This window comes from Sanguibacter sp. TS_SC_8 (assembly GCF_055361235.1).
On sequence record NZ_CM143955.1, the window covers coordinates 315,562 to 333,876 of the forward strand.

An 18,315-nucleotide genomic window follows, 5' to 3' on the forward strand; every position below is an offset into this window, starting at 1 on the left:
CTCCGGGGCCGGGTTCCCCGCGGCGGGGTCGTCTGTTTCGCGCGGGGTCGTCTATCTGGATGGACGAAACCAAGCGGAATAGACGACCCCGCCGGCGGATCCGGGCGGCCGGTGGGCAGGCAGGTGGCAGGGGCCCACCGGGGGAAGGGCCGGTGATCTGCGCCCGGCCTTAGGCGCGGTGCGTCGCGATGCGGACCGCCGCGGCCATGCCGCCGTCGCCGAAGGTCGCGGTCCCGACGGGAAGCGTCGGATCCTCGAGGAGGAGCTCCTCCCAGGCGGCCAGCCGTGCCATCGACGTCGCCTCAAGGCCGAGCAGTGCCTCGGTGAGGTGAGCGGCGAAGGCCTCGTGGTGGTTGTCGATGATCTGGCGGTAGCGGGCCAGACGGTCCTCCATGCTGCGGATGTTGAGCGAGCTCGGGTGCGTGCGGTAGCGCAGCAGCGGTTCAGGGACGATGGCCACCTGGGCTTCGAGGGCGCCGTCCGGGCTGCCCGCGTGCCGCAGCAGTCGGAGGAAGAAGTCCCAGTCCTCGAAGCCCATCGTCATCGTCTCGTCGTAACCGCCCACCCGCGACCAGTCCGCGCGCCGGAAGACGGCCGAGGCCGGGCACGCGTTGCGCGGCAGGAAGTCGGCCAGCGTCCCGCCGGTGGGCTGCACGACGCCGTTCGCGACGCCGAACATCTCCAGCCAGCTCGACGCGGCGACGGTCGGTGGGGACTCGTCGAGCAGGGCGGTCGTCCCCTCGACGAACCGGGGGGCCCAGGTGTCGTCTCCGTCCAGGACAGCAACATAGTCGCTGGTCAGCAGCGAGATTCCAGTGTTGCGGGCGGCCGAGACCCCCGCATTCGGCTGCCGGTGGAGGTGGACGACGGCGTCGAGCAGGCTCAGGGCGACGAGGCTCGCAGGATCGGTGGATCCGTCGTCGACGACGACGATCTGGTCGACGGGGCGGGTCTGGGCGAGGACCGAGGCGACCGCCTCAGCGACCATCTGGCCCTGGTCGAACGCCGTGATCACGACACCTACTGACGGCACACTCACTCCGGTCTTCGCTGACGGCCCGCGCGCGGGCCTGCTGTGGCCCCGGTCCGACCCGAGGGCTCCTTCGACCTGCCATGTCTACCACCGACGGGCCCGCGCCCCGCCCCCCGCCCCCCGCCGCGCGACGTCCCGTCCTGTCCCGTGGCCTGCTCCCCGCGGGTTGTCCCGCCCGCCCCGTCCGCCGAACTCGTGAGCGAGCGCCGTTTCGGGTGGTCGAACCCGGGTGGCTCACGAGTTCGGCGACGGAGTCACGTGGTGGGCGCCGCGGTCCCGCGTCTGCCTGTGGTGGCGCGCCGCGGCGTCGGGCATTCGCGTGGGGGTTCGGGTACGGCGACGGGGTCGTCTGTTTCGCGGGAGGTCGTCTATCCAGACAGACGACCTCGGGCGAAACAGACGACCCCGCGGGTGCAGAGAGGTACGGGTGGGTGCAGGTGCATGCCGGCAGGTGCTGCTGGCGGCTGCCAGCGGCTGCCAGCAGCGGCAAGCGGGTGCCGGCGGGCCCCGGCGGGTGCCGGCGGGGCCGGACGCCCGCCGGCGCCCGGGTCAGTTCTGGATGCGGGCGCCGATCGAGCGGTGCAGCTGGAGCAGGCTGGCCTGGCTGAGCTGGACCGTCTGGGACTCGAGCTGGCGCAGGACATGGCCGTCGTCGAGCATCTTCTCGCTCGACTGGACGAGGACGGTGCCCCCGCCGGTGAAGTCGAACTGGCGCTCCTCGTCGGAGTCCATGCCGAAGAACCCGCCGACCACGGACAGGAAGCTGTGCATCCACGCCGCGTCGAAGTGGTGCGACGGGGAGGGGCAGTCAGCCCAGCCGACGAGGGCCTGGGGGTCCACCCGCAGCGGCGGCTCGGCGAACATGACCGGTCCGTTCGAGGACGCCAGGAACTTCCCGGTGCCCAGCAGCGTGAGGAAGCCCGGGACGATCGACTGCTTGAGGCTCAGCCCCGGCTCGAAGGCCAGCAGGTTGGACGCGCGGATCGTGAGGTTGCCGTCGTCGAGGTCGAAGGAGTTGATGTTGTACCCGCGGTCGCCGAGGATCAGCTTGCCCTGGCCTTGGGCGACGACCCAGTCGTCGGCGTAGAGCGGGGAGGAGAACTGCGAGGCGACCATGGCGGTGAGGTTCGTCCGCGAGAGCGGCTCGAACTGCACGTTGCCGTAGTAGGCGATCATCGCGCCCTTGGAGGTGAACCAGGGCGTGCCGGCGAGCTCGACGCAGAAGGCGTAGTCGTTGCCCGGGATGTTGTCGTTGACCGGGAGTGTCCCGGGGTTGTGAATCTGGATGGTCATCGCGTCTCCCCTAGAACTTCTGCTCGGATGCCTGCACCCAGACGGTGCCCTGGCCGCTCAGCTTGAGCTGCATCGCTTCTCCCGACCCACGCCCGACGACGTCCCGGAAGCCGACCTGCGCAGACAGGTCCACGGTGATCTGGCCGAGGTGGCCGACATAGGCCTGCGGGTCGACGACGACCTGCGGCTTCGCCCCGCCCACGGCCAGGGCGATCGCCCCGCCGTGGGAGAGCACCGCGACCGTGCCGTAGCCGGTGACCTGGGTGGTGAACATCCCCTGGCCGGTGACCGCGCCGCGGACCGCCCCGCGTACACCGCCCTGGGAGGACAACGACACGATCGAGGTCTGCAGGTTGCCCTCGTAGGCGAGCATCCGGTCCGCCTCGACCGTGAGCACGTTCGTCCCGTCCAGCTCGATGACCTCGACGTACAGGCCGTTGCGACCGAAGTACACGGTCCCGGAGCCTTCGGCGACCATGAGGGAGACGTGCTCGCCCTGCATCATCCGCCCGGCTGCCCCGGCGATCGCCCCGGCGCCCGGCATGCCGCCGCCCATCGAGTGCGGCGCGAAGGTCACGTCGCCGGAGTAGTAGAGCATCGACCCTTGGCGGGCGAAGACGCGCTGCCCGGGCTGGATCGTCGTCTTGAGGACCTTGTAGTTCTCGAGCTCCATGGCCATGTCAGCGCTCCTCTGGCTGGATGTAGACGAGGCCCTGGCCGTCGAACCGCAGGGAGAAGGCCTCGCCGTTCCCGCCGCCGATCGCCGAGCGCCAGGTCACGTCGGTGACGAAGGTCTGGTTGAGCTGGCCGTGGAAGGCGACGAACGCGTCTGGGTCGACCACGAGCGGGTACTGCGGGGAGACCTCGAGGGCGATGATCGGCCCACCGGCCGAGAGCAGCGCGATCGTCCCGGTCCCGGTGACGGTCGTGGTGAACAGCCCCTGCCCCGACGTCGCCCCGCGCAGCCCGGAGAACTTCACGTCCGTGCGCAGCTGCCCGACGAGGGCCAGCAGCTGGGAGGCCTCGACATGCATGGTGTCGTTGGTGAGGTCGAGGATGGTGATGTCCTGGGCGTCCACGGCGAAGTACACGGTGCCGCTCCCGGTCACCTCCATGAGCGAGAGGGACTCACCGGTCATCTTGCGTTTGAAGGCGGCCTTGAAGCCGTCCCCTCCGCCCATGCCGGCGTTCTTGAACGTCACGGGGCCGTCGTAGGCGATCATCGATCCGGTGATCGCCCGGATCGTCTCGTTCGCCAGGTCGGCCACGAGCACGCGGTGACCTTGCATCCTCAGCTGTGCCACGAAGCTCCTCCTGTTTACCCGCGTCCATACCCGCGTCCATGCGCGCGCCGCAGGTGGTGTGGTGTCGGTCGATGATGGCACGAGAGAGGGATGTTGCGTCACGGGGAGAGGTCCCCATAGGCTCCACATGGCCTCATCGCGCACTTCCCACGCGTCGCGGCGCAGTACACCGATCGGGATGCATCAGACAAGGAGCCCCATGGCCGCCCCCGCAGGCTGGTATGCCGACCCGCAGAACCCGCAGCTGATGCGTCACTTCGACGGTGAGAACTGGACCACGCAGACTCGGCCGGCAGCGCAGGCGGCGCCCGCGGCGTCCACCGCGGGGGCTTCCCAGGGCCCGACGCCGCAGCAGGGCTGGCAGGGGCAGGCCCGGAACCAGCAGGGCCAGAACGGCGCCGGCCTGTCCTACCAGCACCCCGGCCGCACGTCCCCCGCTCAGGAGCAGCCGGGTCAGGCGGCGGGCTACGGTCAGCCCGCCCAGCAGGCCTACCAGCCTGCCCAGCCCACCCGCCAGCCCGCGCAGCAGGCCGGCGGCTTCCAGTTCGGCGGCGGCCAGCAGATCCCGACCGCGGACCAGCCGACCACCGGAACCCCGCGCGGGGTGAAGCTGGCCATCGCCGGCGCCGCGGTGGGCGTCGTGGCGTTCATGGGGATCGGCATGGCGCTGAGCGACGACTCCGTCGAGAACGGGCTCGACGCCAGCGACCTCGGCCTGCCCTCCGACTTCGGCTGCGACGACCTCGCGAGCGAGGCCATCGCCCTGTCCGCGTCGGACATCGCGTCCAGCCAGGTGATCTCGACGTCGGGCCTGTCGGAGTCGACGAACAACTTCGGCAAGGTCGTCATCCCGGACGAGGACTCGGACAGGAACCTTGTCCTGGCCTGCGAGGGCGACGCGATCTGGGGCGACGGCTCCGAGACGTCCATCACGCTCCACCTCACGGTCGACCCCGCGAGCGAGCTGTACGTCGAGTACGGCGAGTTCTGACCGCCCGACGCCGCCAGCACCAGTCGGCACCAATCAGCACCAGCCGACGCCACGCGTCACCCCCGGAATGCTCGGGCGTGACGCGTGGTTAGCACCGGCGTGAACGAAACCAAGAACATCAAGGTCGACATCTGGTCCGACATCGCCTGCCCGTGGTGCTACATCGGCAAGCGCCGCTTCGAGGAGGCGCTGGCCCAGTTCGAGGCCACCGGCGCCGATGCCACGGTCGAGGTCGAATACCACTCCTTCGAGCTGGCCCCGGACACCCCGGTGGACTTCGAAGGCTCCGAGATCGACTTCCTCGCCAAGCACAAGGGCCTGCCGCCCGAGCGCGTGCAGCAGATGCTCACCCAGGTCACCGAGATCGCCGAGACGGTCGGGCTGCACTACGACTTTGCTGCGCTCCAGCACACCAAGACGCTCAAGGCGCACGAGCTGCTGCACTTCGCGAAGTCGCAGGGGCGCCAGCTCGACATGAAGGAACGCCTGCTCGGGGCGTACTTCGAGGAGGGTAAGCACGTGGGCCGCGTCGACGAGCTCGTCGACCTCGCCGCCGAGATCGGCCTGGACCGGGACGAGACCCGCCACGCCCTCGAGAGCGGCGAGTTCGCCGGCGACGTCGAGGCCGACATCGCCCAGGCGATCGCCTACGGCATCCAGGGCGTCCCGTTCTTCGTCGTCGACTCCCGCTACGGCGTCTCCGGTGCGCAGGAGCCGGCGGCGTTCCTGCAGGTCCTCGAGCAGGTCGTGGCCGACGCCGCGGCACCGGCTCGCGACGACGCCGCACCCGAGGCGGTCCCCGGTGCCCGCTGAGCGGGCCGCCGAGGCGGCCGCTGCGCCGTCCGCGGTGGTAACGCCGGTCGTGGCGCCGCCGTTCGTCATGGTCGGGGCCGACGACGCCGGTGCCTGCGTCGACGGGGTGTGCGCCCTACCGCCCGGACCCGCCACGCCGTGACCGGCTGCGTCGTCGGCACGACCATCTGCACGACCACCGGCGCGCGCTGACCTCGACCCTCTAGGCTCTGCGTGTGAGCAACGAGACCGTCGAGTCCGTCCCGCCCGCCGCGACGGACATCCCTCCGGCGACCGGCACCGCGACGCCGACGCCGACCCCGACTCCCTGGTGGTCCCGGCTGGTCCACGACCCGGCCCTGCCGCCGGTGCCCCGGATCCCGCGGTGGTGGTCGCTGCACGGCGTCGGCGCCTGGTTCGCGGTGGTGTTCTTCACCTGGTCGATGACCCCGTCGCTGCTGCCCCGGCCGTGGTACCTGCAGGCCGTCGCGACCGGGATCTGCGTGGCGCTCGGCTACGGCGTCGGGGTGAGCGTGGCCGCGGGGCTGCGCCGGCTGGGCTTCTCCCCGGACTGGTCGGAGCGCAGCCGCCGCTGGGGCTGGGTCGCGCTGGCGGCCCTGACGGTGGTCGAGGTCCCCACCTTCTTGATCCTGGGTGGCCGGTGGCAGACCATCACCCGCGAGCTCGTCCACATGCCCGCGGACAGCGGTTGGCTGTGGGTGCTCATCGTCCCGCTGGCCGCCGGGGTGGCTCTCGCCCTCGTCGGCGCCGGACGGCTGGTCATCTGGGTGGGCAAGCGCATCGCCCGCTTCGGGTCCCGCTTCGTCCCGGCGCTGCCCGCCAAGATCATCGGCGCGGGATTGGCGCTCACGCTCACCCTGATCCTCGTCCAGGACGGCGTGCTGGCCGGGGTGCTCGCGGTCGGTGGGAACCTGGCCGCCTCGACCGACCGCGCCGAGGTCGCCGGAGTGACCCCGCCCGATGCCGCGGAACGCTCGGGATCGCCCGCCTCGCCCGTCGAGTGGGCTGACCTGGGCCGCAACGGTCGCGTCTTCGTCTCCGACGGGCCCACCGCGGCCGAGCTCGAGGCGTTCAGCGGCGAACCGGCGCTCACCCCGATCCGCGCCTACGCGGGCCTCGGCTCGGCCACCGAGATCCACGACATCGCCGCGGTCGTCGTCGCCGAGCTCGAGCGCACCGGCGCCTTCGACCGCGCGGTCCTCGCCGTGTCCACGAGCACCGGCAGCGGCTGGGTGAACGAGTCCACGACGATGGCGCTGGAGTACCTCTACAACGGCGACACCGCCGTCGCGGGCATGCAGTACTCCTACCTGCCCAGCCCGCTCGCCTTCATCGCCGACCGCGAGACCCCCCAGCTGGCCGGGCGCGAGCTCTTCGACGCCGTGTACGACGTCTGGTCCGAGCTCCCCGAGGACGACCGGCCCCGGCTCGTCGTGTTCGGGGAGAGTCTCGGCTCCTACGGGGGCCAGTCGGCGTTCAGCGGCGCGGACGACATGGTCGCCCGCAGCGACGGGGCGCTGTGGATCGGCACCCCGAACTTCGCCGAGCCGTGGGGCCGCATCACGCAGAGGCGCGACGCCGGGTCGAGCGAGCGCCTCCCCGTGGTCGAGGACGGCGAGCACGTGCGCTTCGCCGACACCACAGCGGACCTCGAGGGACTGGAGGGGCTGGGCGTGTGGGAGGAGCGGCGCGTGGTCTACCTCCAGCACGCGACCGACCCGATCGTGTGGTGGTCCCCCGACCTGCTGCTGCGCCAGCCGGACTGGCTCACCGAAGAGCTCTCACCGACCGTGAACCACGAGATGCGATGGTTCCCCTTCGTGACGTTCTGGCAGGTCACGGTGGACATGGTGTTCTCGATCGACATGCCCGACGGCTACGGCCACAACTACGCGCTGGGCACCATCGACGCGTGGGCGGCGATCCTCGAACCCGACGGCTGGACGCCTGAGGACTCCGCACGGCTGCGCGACTGGGTCGCCGAGCACGAGGAGGGCTGACCGGGCCGGCTCGGGACGCCGGCCCCTCAGAACGCCCCGCCCTCAGAACGCCGGCCCCTCAGAACTCGGGCATCGACAGTTCCGGGTCGTAGCACGGTGCCCGCACGAAGGTCGCGGTCGCCCAGCCGGCGCGCAGCAGCGCCGCGTCCGTGCCCGGGCCTTCGGCGCCCTCGACCGCCTCGTACTGCAGCTTCACCTTGCCCTTGTCGAGCTGGTACATCGTGCCCTGGACCTGGCCGAAGGTGGCCAGGGTCGCCCGGCGCAGCCCGCGCAGGTCCTCCAGCGCGCAGTCGGGCACGTTGAGGTTGAGCACCCCGGTGACCCACCCCGGTGCGACGTCCGGGAGGGTCGCCACCCAGGTGACGGCCCGGGCGGTGACCGCAGCGGCGGTCTCCCAGTGCACCGGGTCGGGGGAGTCGAGGGAGACCGCGATCCCGCGGATCCCGTGGGCCATCGCCGACAGGACCGCCCCCACGGTCCCGGAGTGCAGGATCGCGTTGCCGGTGTTCGCGCCGCGGTTGATGCCCGAGAGCACGATGTCGGGTCGGGGGCCGAACCCGTCGTGGGAGGCGACGAAGGTGATGTACGCCGGGGTGGCCTTGACCGCGAAGGAGGGCACGTCGTCGGGCAGGCCCGGGGGGCTGACCTCGGAGAAGATGAGCCGACCGTCGCGCTCGGCGCTGATCAGCGACGCGCCCGCGCCGGAGGACTCCCGTGCCGGGGCGGCGACCGTGACCTCGAAGCCCGCGTCGCGGGCGACGCCGGCGAGCACGGTCAGGCCGAAGGACTCGATGCCGTCGTCGTTGGTGATGAGTGCACGCATGGTGATCCTCGGTGGTGGTGGGCGGGTACGGGGCGGGTGGTCACTGGATCTGGCGCACGAGGACGTGCTGGGCGAGGCGCTCGATCGCGTCGCGGCGGCCGGTGCCGAGGCCGCGGCGCGTCGCGTTGAGCGCGCCGGCGGCGGAGCCGAGCCGCACGGCGTCGTGCATCGAGGCGCCACGGGCCAGGGCGACGGCGATCCCGGCGGTCATCGAGTCGCCCGCGCCGCGGTGGTCCACGGTCCGCACCCGGGGGGTGATGACCTCGAGGTGGGCGCCGGGGATGGCCAGCAGGGAGGCCTCGGCCGCGCGGGAGATGACGACGGCGCGGGCGCCGGCGTCGAGCAGGGTCTGCGCCCCGGTGCGGATCGCGGGGAAGGTGTCCGAGGCGGCGTAGCCGGCCTCGACGAGCTCGGTGTGGCTCAGCTTCATGACGGCCCCGCCGACGTCGGCGACCGCGCGGGCCTGGTCACCGGAGAGGTCGGCGACGATGAGGCAGCCGGCGGTGCGCAGGTCAGCCGCGAGGCGGTGGAAGAACGCCGCCGGCAGACCCGTGGCGGCGCCGGCGCCGGTGAGGATGCACACGTCGGCGTCGAGGGCCTCGGTGAGCACCGTGCCGTAGAGGTCGTCCTGCTCGTGCCGGTTGAGCGCCTGCGCTGCCATGACAGCCACCTCCCGGCGCTCCCCCGCGCGGCGGTCGTGGATGTAGGTGCCGTTCCCGTGCGCCGAACTGGTCCGCAGCGTGAGGTGCTCCCCGCGGGCCAGGTGCGCGATGACGTCCCCGCTCTCCCCGCCGAAGGGGCCGCAGACCGTGACGGCGGCGCCCAGGGCGGCGGCCATCCGAGCGATCCACAGTCCCTGGCCGCCGGCGTGGACGTGGATCTCGGGGTGGTCGGGCGGGTGGCCGGGCGAGGGCCCGGCCGAGGGCTCGGGCGCGACGCCAGCCGTGGGGTCCGGCGCGTGGGCCACCGCCGCGGCGGGGCCGGGCGCCGCCGCGGGTTCGATCGTCACGGTCAGCAGCGGCATCGGCGCGAGCACGCACACCCGCGGCTGCTCGACGGAGCCGTCCTCCACCCCCCGAGCCTAGAACGCCCGCGCCCCCTCCACCCGCCGACCCCGCCCGCCTCGCTCCCGCCCCGCCCCGCCCCGCCCCGCCCCGCCCCGCCCCGCCCCGCCCCCGTTCCCGCTGAGTGCTGGGTCGTTACACGCGACACGCCGACGGAGGCGTGTAGAACCCAGCACTCAGCGGAGGGTGGGGGTGGGTTGGGGGCGGGGCGGGGCGGTAGTTGACAGTTCAACTAATGAATGGTCAACTAGTTGTTCCGCACCGAAGGAGAGCACGATGAGCCGCGACATGATCAACCCGGCAGCCGCCACGCGCACGCCGACCACCCCCGACCACGTGCTCGCCCCCGGTGACCTGCTGGCCGCGAGCACCTCGATGGACGCCGTGACCCTCTACGTCCAGGACATCGACGCCATGGTCGACTTCTACACCCGGGCCATCGCGCTCGAGGTCATCGACCAGGGCCCCGGAGCGGACTCCGCGGCCGCCGACCGCCGCGCCGGCGTCGTCACCCTGGGCCGCGGCACCGTCCCGCTCATCGTGCTGCGCCACGCCCCGGACCTGCCGCGCTCGGCGCGCGGCTCGGCCGGCCTCTTCCACACGGCCATCCTCTTCGACAGCCGTGCCGCGCTCGCCGCGACGGTCCTGCGCGTCGCCGAGGTCGCCCCCCAGCTCTACACCGGCAGCGCCGACCACCTCGTCTCCGAAGCCTTCTACCTCGACGACCCCGAGGGCAACGGCATCGAGCTCTACGTCGACCGCCCGCGCGACCAGTGGACCTGGTCCGGCGGCCGGGTCGCGATGGACACCCTCGCCCTCGACCCGAACGCCTTCATCAGCGAGCACCTCACCGAGACAGCGGCGGCGACGCCGGAAGCCGAGAACGCCGTCGTCGGGCACGTCCACCTCCAGGTGGGCGACGTCGCGCAGGCGCGCAGCTTCTACGTCGACACGGTCGGCTTCGAGGTCACCGTGGAAATGCCCAGCGCGCTGTTCATCTCGGCCGGCGGCTACCACCACCACATGGCGATGAACACGTGGGCGTCCATGGGCGCCGGACCACGCGCGGTCACCCTCGGCCTCGGCGAGGTCTCCATCGTCGTCCCCACGCCCGACGACGTCACGGCCCTCGCGGACCGCCTCACCCACCACCAGATCGCCTCCGCGCACGACGGCGCTGCGCTGACCTTCGCCGACCCGTGGCGGAACCGCATCTCCGTCTCCGCGGCCTGACCCACGCGGCGCCGGGCGCCCGGCCGGACGCCCGGCCCCGCTTCACGCCCGGCCGCCCCGCCGCCGGACGTCCGGTGGGTGGGACCTCCCGCGCCGCTAGTCTGGGCGGATGGACGACGCGCTGCGCAAGGCCCAGGTGCAGCCTTTCGGTGCGCAGCCCGTGGTCACCCCCCCGCCGCACGTGCGCCGCAGGGTGCTCCGGCTCCCGTTCCTCAGCTTCCTGCTGTTCGGGCCGATCCTCCTCGGCCCGCTCCTGCTGGCGAAGCGAGCGCTGGATGACCCCGAGGTCTTCGCCGGCAACGGCAGCTCGGTGACCTTCCAGTGGGTGGTCACGATCGCCTTCTCGGTCGGTGCCCTCGCCATCCTCGTCTCGATGGTGCGCAGCCGGCTTGCCGTCGGCTGGAGCCGCATCACCCGGGCGCGCGGCCTCCGGCGGGCGGTCTCGGTCACCCGGCAGGGGTGCCGGCGCATCTCGGTCACCCCGAGCACCAACGAGGCACGCTTCGACGACCGACGCCTCCCGCCGACCATCACCGTCTACCGCCCCGACGGGCGCGCCGTCGTGTCCTCCCAGAACGAGGCGGAGGCGGACGTGCTCCTGCCGGTCCTGCTCGACTGGGTGCTCGAGAACCCCGCCCTCATCCAGGAGCAGCAGACCGCGCGGTTCTTCACCACCTACGAACGGTTCATCGCCGGCGAGCTCGTCAAGCACCCATACCGCTGACCCGACGAACCTGAGCCGCCTGATCGGCGACCCGAGGCTCAGGCCCGCCGACCGGCCTCGTCCTCGGGCGGGGCGCCGTCGGCGGCGAAGATCGTCCGGTACTCCGTGGTGAGCGAGCGCGCGAGGGAGTCGTCCGACCCGCCGTGCTCGGCGGCCACCTGGGTGGCGGCCTCGCGCAGCTGGGCGCGGGCCTCGCGGACGGTGACCATGATGAGCCGGGACAGGTCCGTGGGCGCGAGGTCCAGCGCGTCGTCGGAGAACTCGATGTCCCGCAGCAGCCCGGCATGGTCGACGACGACGCGCACCTCACCTCTCGGCGACCGCCGGGTCACCTCGAGCGCCTCGACGCAGGCCTGCAGGGACCGGGCGGAGCGGGCCTTGTGCTGGGCCTGGGCGACCCACGCGTCGATCTGCGCGGCCGCCGTCTGCTGAGCCTTCTCGGAGATCATGGGCGGTTCCCTTCAGCCTGTTCCCGCTGGTTGATCGCGTTCGCGCCGACGCCGAAGGTGTTGAGCGAGGCAGGGACCGCGGAGCCCGACGACCACGTCGCCAGCCCGACGTCGGCCAGCACGGGCTTCGTGCGGAAGCGCAGCACGACGTCGTCGACGGCCCCCGACATCCCCTTGAGGCCCCCGCCCACCTCGGTGACCAGCTTGCCGAGGCGACCGATCGAGGCGACCAGGTCCTGCAACCACCGGCTGATGTGGAGGACCCACTCGGCCACCGCGGCGCACGCGTCCGGGATCACCCAGGTGGCCCCCAGCCCGGCCGTGCAGGCGATCTGCGCCACCCACTTGATGAGCTTGGCCACCAGGTCGGCGATGAGGTCGCGGACGACGGAGCGCACCGCCGCGACGATCCCGCTGGCCACGGCGAGGGCCGAGGCCGTCCCGTCGCACGACGCCGCCGTCCCGCGCAGCGACTCGGCGAAGGTGTCCCCGAAGCACTGGTACTGCAGGGCCGTCGCCCCCGACCAGTCACCGGCCGCGCTGCGCTGGGCGGTCGCGTAGCTGTCCGCGACGGTCTCGAGCTGGTCGGCGACCGCGGTCCAGGTCCGGGCGAAGGCGTCGATCTCACCCGGGCTGCCGGCGATGGAGTCGAGCATGGCCGGCAGGGGGTCGAGGTGCTCCATGAGGAACGCGGCGCCGCTGGCGAGCAGCTCGCCGATCGGGTCGGTGATGAACGCGGCGGCCTCGACCCCCGCGCCGACCCCGGCCAGGCTCGCCCCGATCCAGTCGCCGTTGCGCGCGGCCGCGCCGGCCGCGATCCCGAAGTCGAGGACCCGCAGGCCCGCCTGCATCGTGACGGTCGGCGGGGTGGCCACCAGGTCGGTCACCGCGCCGCCCAGCCCGCGCCCGGGCCCGCGCCCGCACTAGGGCCGATGCCAACATCGGCGCCGGCGCCCGCGCCGGTGCCTGCTCCGGTGCGACGCAGGGCGGTCTCGATGTCGGTGTCGGTCCTCTCGTAGGTCGCCGCCGTGGTCTCCAGGTTGTCGGCCGTGGCGTCCATGAGGTCGCGCATCCGGGTGACGCCGTCGCTCGCGTCGGTCTGCACGAGGTGCAGGGGGAGCGCCAGGAGCGGTGAGCACAGGACTCCGTACGCCCCGCTGGGCTCGGTGACCCGGGAGATCGCCAGGACCGCCGCGTCGAGGCTCGCGACCAGCCCGCGGACGGTGTCGCGGTGCGCGCGCAGCGCACCCAGGTCGACAAAGACGTCGCTCACCGGGCGCCGCGCAGCAGGCGGTCGGCGAGGTCGAAGAGCTCGGTCTGGTCCGCCAACGGGCGCGGGTCGATGCTCAGCCCCTCGGTCGCCTCGGCGGCCTGGACCCGCAGGTGTGCGCCCGCGTCAGCGATGCTCGCGAGCACGGCAGCGCGGAGCCCCGAGGCGTCCAACCGCATCGCCGCAGCGCTGAGCGTCACGTCCTGGACCAGCCCGCGGTGGTCCACGAGCGCGGTGACCTCGCCCCCGCGAGAATGCCCCGACCCGCGCAGCTCGGCGATCTCCACGGCCGCGCGGCGCGCCCGTGCGGCGTGCCGGTGGGCGGTCGCCAGAGCGTCCTGGACCTGGTCCGCGAGATCTTCCTCGGTCACGCCCCCACCCTCCGCCTGCATGAATTCCGCACCAGAGAGTACCCAATGTCGGCCGGGAAAAAGATGGGGAGAAGTCCCCCGCGAGGTGGGACGTGGTGCGCAGCGGAGAGCGCCCCCACCAGACCCGCGCTGCGGCGGTCCGGTGGGGGCGCTCTGGTGGCGCGGGCGGTCAGGCCTTGCGGTCAGCCATCCGGTTCGCGACCCGCGCGGTCCCGCGCGCGGCGAGGACCCGGGTGAGGGCCGCCGTCGCGCCGGTGACTGCGGCGAAGGTGACGATGCTGACCATCGTGGCGTCGTCGTCGTCCACGGATGCCGGGTTGTGTCCGGTGGCCTTGGTCCACAGGGCTGTGACGGCCCTCTGAGCCAGCCACCCGGCGCCGACCGACACGACGAGCGCTGCGAACTTGACGGACATCGACTGGTCCTGTGCCACGGTTCCTCCGAAGGTTTGATCACTGTCTTCCCTGATCACCTAACGCTAGTCGGCACAGCGCGGCCCCGCACACCACCCAGCGGAGGTAAACTCGTCGAGAACGACAGGGGAGCGCGATTCAGCGCTGAGAGTGCGGACTACCGCAGACCCTCGAACCTGATCCGGTTAGCACCGGTGTAGGGAGTCGGGAATCTCGCCACGCCCAGCGTGGTACCCCTTCTGTGGCGAACAGTCCAGGAGGACGCAGCACGATGAACACCATCCATGCACGACGCCGTTTCACCCGTCTCACCGCCACCGCCCTCGCGGGCGGGCTGGCTCTCACCCTCGGCGCCTGCGCCGAAGACCCCGACGCGGCCAAAGCGGACGGGTCGGACGGGGCGCCCACGACGCTCGACGTCGTCGTCCACGACTCCTTCTCCATCAGCGACGAGGCCAAGGCGGCCTTCGAGCAGGAGAGCGGGCTCACCCTCAACCTCATCACGACCGGGGACGGCGGGGCGCTCGCCAACAAGCTCGTGCTCACGACCGACGCACCGCTCGGAGACGTCGCCTTCGGGATCGACAACTCCTTCGCCTCCCGCGCCGTCGACGCAGGTGTCTTCACGCCCTACACCTCCCCGGCGCTGCCCGACTCCGCGAGCGACCTCCTCGTCGACGAAGGGTCACTCACCCCGATCGACTACGGCGACGTCTGCCTGAACATCGACACCGCATGGTTCGCCGACAACGGCGTGACCGTGCCCGCGACCCTGGCAGACCTCACGACGCCGGCCTACAAGGACCTCACGGTCGTGACCAACCCGGCCACCTCGAGCCCGGGGCTGTCCTTCCTCTTCGCCACCATCGGGGAGTTCGGCGAAGACGGGTACCTCGATTACTGGACCCAGCTCACCGACAACGGCCTCAAGGTCGTCGAAGGCTGGGAGGACGCGTACTACACCGACTTCACCGGTGGCGGAGGGGAGGGCGCCCGACCGATCGTGCTGTCCTACGCCTCCTCCCCGGCGTTCACGGTGAGCGAGGACGGGGCCTCCACCACGACGGCGGCGCTGCTGGGGACGTGCTTCCGGCAGGTGGAGTACGCGGGGGTGCTGGCCAACGGGTCGAACCCGGACGGTGCGCAGGAGTTCATCGACTTCCTGCTGGGGGAGACGTTCCAGGCTGAGGTGCCGGGGGCGATGTACATGTACCCGGTGAACCCGGATGTGGCGGTGCCGGCTGAGTGGGCTTCGTTCGCGCCGGTGCCTGAGGCGCCTATTGCGGTGGATGCTGCCTTGATCTCTGAGAACCGGGACTCGTGGATCAAGGACTGGACTGCTTCGGTGATTGGGTAGCTTGTGGGTTTGCCTGTGGTTGGGGTCGGGCGGGAGGAGGCGGGGCGCCCGTCCTGCCCGGGCGCTCCTTCGTCGCGCCTTGACGCCCACCACACCGGGACGGGCGCCCCGCCTCCTCCCTTCGTAGAAGGCTCACCTCGGGGGAGTGGGGAGTGGGCTGGGGTGGGCTCGCCTGCGGCATCGCTTACGGGGGGCTCGGCTTCGCCGTCGCGTACGGGCTCGGCTTCGCCATCGCGTACCTGGGGGCGGGTCGTTGCCTGGGCGGTTGCCGTTGCGGTGCCGGTCGCCTTCCTCGCGATGTTCTTCGTGTGGCCGGTGTCTTCGCTGGTGGGGCGCGGGTTCTGGGTGGACGGGACGCTCGATCTGAGCGGGTTTGCTGAGGTGTTCTCGGAGCGGCGGACGTGGCGGATCGTGGGGTTGACGGTGGGGCAGGGGGTGCTGGGGACGGTGCTGTCTGTGGGGTTGGGGGTGCCGGGGGCCTATGTGCTGTACCGGTGCTCGTTCCGGGGGCAGGGGGTGGTTCGGGCGCTGGTGACGGTGCCGTTCGTGCTGCCGACCGTGGTCGTGGGGGTGGCGTTTCGGGCGCTGCTGAGCGAGTCGGGGCCGCTGGGGTGGCTCGGGTGGGACGGGACGTTCGCGGCGATCATCGCGGCGCTCGTCTTCTTCAACTACTCCGTCGTGGTGCGCACGGTCGGGGGGCTGTGGGAGCACCTGGACCCGCGGGCCGAGCAGGCCGCCCGGGCGCTCGGTGCCTCACCGGCCCGGGCGTTCCGGACGGTGACCCTGCCGGCGCTCGCCCCGGCGATCGCCTCCGCCGCGGCCGTGGTGTTCCTCTTCTGTGCGACGGCCTTCGGGGTGGTCCTCGTCCTGGGCGGGCAGCGGTACGGGACGATCGAGACCGAGATCTGGATGCAGACCGTGCAGTTCCTCGACCTGCGCACCGCCGCGGTGCTCTCCGTCGCCCAGCTCGTCATCGTCTCGATCGCACTGTGGGTGGCCTCCCGGGCGCGCTCGCGCCGCGAGCACGCGCTCAACCTCTCCGCGACCACCCGGTCCACCCACCCGCTGCGGCTGCGCGGACCCCGTGGTCGCCTCGGCGCCGACGCGCTGCCGACCGCGGTGACCGTCGTCGTGGTGGGGGTGCTGCTCGTCTGGCCGCTGGCCAACCTCGTCGCGAAGTCGCTGCGCACGCCGTCGGGCTGGGGGCTGGGGAACTACGCGGCGCTCGGGACCACCGGAGGCCGGAACGCGCTCACCGTGACCGTGTGGGAAGCGGCGGCCACGTCGCTGCGGACCGCGGCCGGGGCGACCGCGATCGCGCTCGTCGTCGGCGGCCTCGTCGCGCTCGTGGTGAGCCGGCGCCCGCGCGCACCGCGCGCCCGCCGCGCGATCTCGGCCATGGACTCCGTCTTCATGCTGCCGCTCGGGGTGTCCGCGGTGACCGTCGGGTTCGGCTTCCTCATCACCTTGGACAAGCCGCTCGGGCTGGACATCGACCTGCGCACCTCCGGGCTGCTCGTGCCGATCGCGCAGGCGGTTGTCGCGACGCCGCTCGTGGTCCGCACGGTGCTGCCGGTGCTGCGCGCCATCGACCCGCGCCAGCGCGAGGCCGCCGCCACCCTCGGCGCGCCGCCCAGGAAGGTGCTCGCCACGGTCGACTGGCCGATCGCCGCCCGCTCCCTCGGCCTGGCCATCGGCTTCGCCTTCGCCGTCTCCCTCGGGGAGTTCGGCGCGACGTCCTTCCTCGCCCGCCCCGAGACCGCGACCCTGCCGATCGTCATCTTCCGCCTCATCGGCCGTCCGGGCGCCGAGAACTACGGCATGGCGCTCGCGGCCTCGGTCGTCCTCGCCCTCATCACCGCGACCGTCATGCTCCTCGCGGAGCGGCTGCGCGGAGAACGAACAGGAGAGTTCTGATGGTTGCCATCGATCACGTCGCCGCAGTTCCCGGCGCAGGCTCCTCGCTGCCCGACGCCGGTGCCCGCCCCGCGCAGGACGCGGCGGCTGGGCAGGACCGCGGGCAAGAACGTGTCGCCGGGCTGCGGATCGACGACGTCGTGGTGACCTACCCGGCCACGCAGACCCGCCGCCGCGAGTCGGCCGGGGCCGTGACAGCGGTCGACCACGTCACCCTCACCATCGCGCCCGGGGAGGTCGTGGCGCTGCTCGGGCCGTCCGGGTGCGGCAAGTCGAGTCTGCTGCGCGCCGTCGCCGGCCTCGAGCCGGTGGCCGGCGGGCGGGTGCTGTGGGACGGCGCCGACGTCGGGCACGTGCCGGTGCACCTGCGCGGCTTCGGCCTGATGTTCCAGGACGGTCAGCTCTTCGCCCACCGCAACGTCGCCGGCAACGTCGAGTACGGGCTGCGTATGCACGGCGTGCCCAAGGCAGCCCGGCGCGCCCGCGTGGCCGAGCTGCTCGACGTCGTCGGGCTCCCGGGGAGCGAGGACCGGTCGGTAGCGACCATGTCGGGTGGGGAGCGGCAACGGGTCGCGCTCGCGCGGGCGCTGGCCCCGCAGCCGCAGCTGCTGCTCCTCGACGAGCCGCTCTCGGCCCTCGACCGTGCGCTGCGCGAGCGCCTTGCGGGTGACCTGCGCGCCGCGCTCGTCGCCACCGGGACGACGGCGCTGTTCGTCACGCACGACCACGACGAGGCGTTCACGGTCGCCGACCGGGTCGCCGTCATGTCTGGGGGGCGGCTGCTGCAGGTCGACGAACCGTCCCGGCTGTGGGCCGCCCCGGCGAGCCGTGAGGTCGCGGAGTTCCTCGGGTACCAGGCGTTCATCCCGGCCGACGGCGGGTGGCTCGCCATCGGGCCGCAGGGGCTGGTCGCGTCGGTCGACGAGGCGGGCGGCGACGCCGGCGCGGGAGGCGAGAGTGCGCCGTCGGGCAGGAGCGCCGGGGCGGATTCGATACCTGCCGGAGCGGACGATGCGGCGCCCGTCCGCGACTTCACCGGGGTCGTGGTGAGCTCGGCCTTCCGCCGCGGGTACACCGAGGTGGTCGTCGACGCCGACCTGGGCGACGGCGTCCAGCGCTGCGTCGCGGTCGCCCACGCCCCGGCCCCGTGGACGCCGGGAACCCCGGTGAGGCTGGCCGTCGCCGAGCAGACGCCGGTCTTCGTCCCCGCCCATCCCGCCGCCCCAGCCCGCTGAGTGCTGGAAGATACGGCGACACGCC

The 18,315-nt window shown here is 72.5% G+C and carries 20 protein-coding genes and 1 riboswitch; of the genes, 9 read left to right on the plus strand and 11 right to left on the minus strand.

The window, feature by feature from the left end; genetic code table 11:
• Window positions 1–169 precede the first annotated feature (169 nt).
• From ACWA15_RS01355 to ACWA15_RS01370, 4 genes are all read right to left on the minus strand, one after another.
• On the minus strand, window positions 170–1,015 hold the full coding sequence (locus ACWA15_RS01355; protein ID WP_464057523.1) for a glycosyltransferase family 2 protein: 846 nt from the start codon (window positions 1,013–1,015) through the stop codon (window positions 170–172).
• Between the two features lie 567 nt (window positions 1,016–1,582).
• Window positions 1,583–2,326 (minus strand): AIM24 family protein, encoded by a 744-nt coding sequence (locus ACWA15_RS01360; protein WP_464057524.1) that lies wholly within the window; start codon window positions 2,324–2,326, stop codon window positions 1,583–1,585.
• A 10-nt stretch (window positions 2,327–2,336) separates the two neighbouring features.
• The gene (locus ACWA15_RS01365) at window positions 2,337–3,005 is read right to left on the minus strand and encodes an AIM24 family protein (RefSeq protein ID WP_464057526.1); all 669 of its coding nucleotides are present in this window, start codon (window positions 3,003–3,005) and stop codon (window positions 2,337–2,339) included.
• Window position 3,006: 1 nt separating this feature from the next.
• Window positions 3,007–3,630: an AIM24 family protein gene (locus ACWA15_RS01370; RefSeq protein ID WP_464057528.1), complete on the minus strand. Its 624-nt coding sequence runs from the start codon at window positions 3,628–3,630 to the stop codon at window positions 3,007–3,009.
• Between the two features lie 199 nt (window positions 3,631–3,829).
• On the opposite strand from ACWA15_RS01370, the gene ACWA15_RS01375 reads away from it, so the two are divergent.
• The 4 genes from ACWA15_RS01375 (at window position 3,830) to ACWA15_RS01390 (ending at window position 7,434) form a co-directional block, all read left to right on the plus strand.
• On the plus strand, window positions 3,830–4,621 hold the full coding sequence (locus ACWA15_RS01375; RefSeq protein ID WP_464057529.1) for a DUF2510 domain-containing protein: 792 nt from the start codon (window positions 3,830–3,832) through the stop codon (window positions 4,619–4,621).
• 99 nt (window positions 4,622–4,720) lie between these two features.
• Entirely contained in the window at window positions 4,721–5,434 is a 714-nt protein-coding gene (locus ACWA15_RS01380; RefSeq protein ID WP_464057531.1) for a DsbA family oxidoreductase, read from the plus strand.
• A complete protein-coding gene (locus ACWA15_RS01385; protein WP_464057533.1) occupies window positions 5,424–5,576 on the plus strand; it encodes a hypothetical protein in 153 nt (50 codons plus the stop codon). Before ACWA15_RS01380 ends, ACWA15_RS01385 begins: the two co-directional genes overlap by 11 nt.
• 73 nt (window positions 5,577–5,649) lie before the next feature.
• Complete coding sequence (locus ACWA15_RS01390; RefSeq protein WP_464057535.1) at window positions 5,650–7,434, plus strand: alpha/beta hydrolase; 1,785 nt, start codon at window positions 5,650–5,652, stop codon at window positions 7,432–7,434.
• 58 nt (window positions 7,435–7,492) lie between these two features.
• Here ACWA15_RS01390 and surE read toward each other — a convergent pair whose 3' ends face one another.
• Together surE and ACWA15_RS01400 are read right to left on the minus strand one after the other, a co-directional pair.
• The gene (gene surE / locus ACWA15_RS01395) at window positions 7,493–8,257 is read right to left on the minus strand and encodes a 5'/3'-nucleotidase SurE (protein ID WP_464057537.1); all 765 of its coding nucleotides are present in this window, start codon (window positions 8,255–8,257) and stop codon (window positions 7,493–7,495) included.
• A 40-nt stretch (window positions 8,258–8,297) separates the two neighbouring features.
• The gene (locus ACWA15_RS01400; protein ID WP_464057538.1) at window positions 8,298–9,329 is read right to left on the minus strand and encodes a PfkB family carbohydrate kinase; all 1,032 of its coding nucleotides are present in this window, start codon (window positions 9,327–9,329) and stop codon (window positions 8,298–8,300) included.
• Between the two features lie 367 nt (window positions 9,330–9,696).
• Between ACWA15_RS01400 and ACWA15_RS01405 the strand changes: the two genes are divergently transcribed.
• Both ACWA15_RS01405 and ACWA15_RS01410 read left to right on the plus strand, forming a co-directional pair.
• Complete coding sequence (locus tag ACWA15_RS01405) at window positions 9,697–10,554, plus strand: VOC family protein (RefSeq protein ID WP_464059362.1); 858 nt, start codon at window positions 9,697–9,699, stop codon at window positions 10,552–10,554.
• A gap of 109 nt (window positions 10,555–10,663) precedes the next feature.
• A complete protein-coding gene (locus tag ACWA15_RS01410) occupies window positions 10,664–11,278 on the plus strand; it encodes a hypothetical protein (protein WP_464057540.1) in 615 nt (204 codons plus the stop codon).
• Between the two features lie 38 nt (window positions 11,279–11,316).
• Here the strand turns inward: ACWA15_RS01410 and ACWA15_RS01415 are convergent, their stop codons facing one another.
• The 5 genes from ACWA15_RS01415 to ACWA15_RS01435 all read right to left on the minus strand — a co-directional run bounded on the left by ACWA15_RS01415 (window position 11,317) and on the right by ACWA15_RS01435 (window position 13,801).
• The gene (locus ACWA15_RS01415; protein WP_464057542.1) at window positions 11,317–11,727 is read right to left on the minus strand and encodes a YbaB/EbfC family nucleoid-associated protein; all 411 of its coding nucleotides are present in this window, start codon (window positions 11,725–11,727) and stop codon (window positions 11,317–11,319) included.
• Window positions 11,724–12,614, minus strand: coding sequence for a WXG100 family type VII secretion target (locus ACWA15_RS01420; RefSeq protein ID WP_464057544.1), 891 nt, complete (start codon window positions 12,612–12,614; stop codon window positions 11,724–11,726). Before ACWA15_RS01420 ends, ACWA15_RS01415 begins: the two co-directional genes overlap by 4 nt.
• The gene (locus ACWA15_RS01425; RefSeq protein WP_464057546.1) at window positions 12,611–13,000 is read right to left on the minus strand and encodes a type VII secretion target; all 390 of its coding nucleotides are present in this window, start codon (window positions 12,998–13,000) and stop codon (window positions 12,611–12,613) included. Before ACWA15_RS01425 ends, ACWA15_RS01420 begins: the two co-directional genes overlap by 4 nt.
• On the minus strand, window positions 12,997–13,368 hold the full coding sequence (locus ACWA15_RS01430) for a YbaB/EbfC family nucleoid-associated protein (RefSeq protein WP_464057547.1): 372 nt from the start codon (window positions 13,366–13,368) through the stop codon (window positions 12,997–12,999). Before ACWA15_RS01430 ends, ACWA15_RS01425 begins: the two co-directional genes overlap by 4 nt.
• Window positions 13,369–13,537: 169 nt before the next feature.
• Window positions 13,538–13,801: a DUF4235 domain-containing protein gene (locus tag ACWA15_RS01435; protein ID WP_464057549.1), complete on the minus strand. Its 264-nt coding sequence runs from the start codon at window positions 13,799–13,801 to the stop codon at window positions 13,538–13,540.
• A gap of 95 nt (window positions 13,802–13,896) precedes the next feature.
• Window positions 13,897–14,001: riboswitch (TPP riboswitch) on the plus strand.
• A gap of 51 nt (window positions 14,002–14,052) precedes the next feature.
• Between ACWA15_RS01435 and ACWA15_RS01440 the strand changes: the two genes are divergently transcribed.
• From ACWA15_RS01440 to ACWA15_RS01450, 3 genes are all read left to right on the plus strand, one after another.
• Window positions 14,053–15,138 (plus strand): thiamine ABC transporter substrate-binding protein, encoded by a 1,086-nt coding sequence (locus ACWA15_RS01440; RefSeq protein ID WP_464057551.1) that lies wholly within the window; start codon window positions 14,053–14,055, stop codon window positions 15,136–15,138.
• A 297-nt stretch (window positions 15,139–15,435) separates the two neighbouring features.
• Window positions 15,436–17,055 carry an ABC transporter permease gene (locus tag ACWA15_RS01445; protein ID WP_464059364.1) on the plus strand — a complete coding sequence of 540 codons (1,620 nt, stop codon included), beginning with the start codon at window positions 15,436–15,438 and terminating at the stop codon, window positions 17,053–17,055.
• A complete protein-coding gene (locus ACWA15_RS01450; protein WP_464057552.1) occupies window positions 17,055–18,290 on the plus strand; it encodes an ABC transporter ATP-binding protein in 1,236 nt (411 codons plus the stop codon). Before ACWA15_RS01445 ends, ACWA15_RS01450 begins: the two co-directional genes overlap by 1 nt.
• Window positions 18,291–18,315 lie beyond the last annotated feature (25 nt).

Bases quoted from the DNA above. Each gene is read 5' to 3' on its own strand.
- ACWA15_RS01360 (WP_464057524.1), bottom strand. From the start codon at position 2,326: ATGACCATCCAGATTCACAACCCCGGGACACTCCCGGTCAACGACAAC.
- ACWA15_RS01365 (WP_464057526.1), bottom strand. From the start codon at position 3,005: ATGGCCATGGAGCTCGAGAACTACAAGGTCCTCAAGACGACGATCCAG.
- ACWA15_RS01375 (WP_464057529.1), top strand. From the start codon at position 3,830: ATGGCCGCCCCCGCAGGCTGGTATGCCGACCCGCAGAACCCGCAGCTG.
- surE (WP_464057537.1), bottom strand. From the start codon at position 8,257: ATGCGTGCACTCATCACCAACGACGACGGCATCGAGTCCTTCGGCCTG.
- ACWA15_RS01405 (WP_464059362.1), top strand. From the start codon at position 9,697: ATGGACGCCGTGACCCTCTACGTCCAGGACATCGACGCCATGGTCGAC.
- ACWA15_RS01410 (WP_464057540.1), top strand. From the start codon at position 10,664: ATGGACGACGCGCTGCGCAAGGCCCAGGTGCAGCCTTTCGGTGCGCAG.
- ACWA15_RS01415 (WP_464057542.1), bottom strand. From the start codon at position 11,727: ATGATCTCCGAGAAGGCTCAGCAGACGGCGGCCGCGCAGATCGACGCG.
- ACWA15_RS01440 (WP_464057551.1), top strand. From the start codon at position 14,053: ATGAACACCATCCATGCACGACGCCGTTTCACCCGTCTCACCGCCACC.
- ACWA15_RS01445 (WP_464059364.1), top strand. From the start codon at position 15,436: ATGTTCTTCGTGTGGCCGGTGTCTTCGCTGGTGGGGCGCGGGTTCTGG.
- ACWA15_RS01450 (WP_464057552.1), top strand. From the start codon at position 17,055: ATGGTTGCCATCGATCACGTCGCCGCAGTTCCCGGCGCAGGCTCCTCG.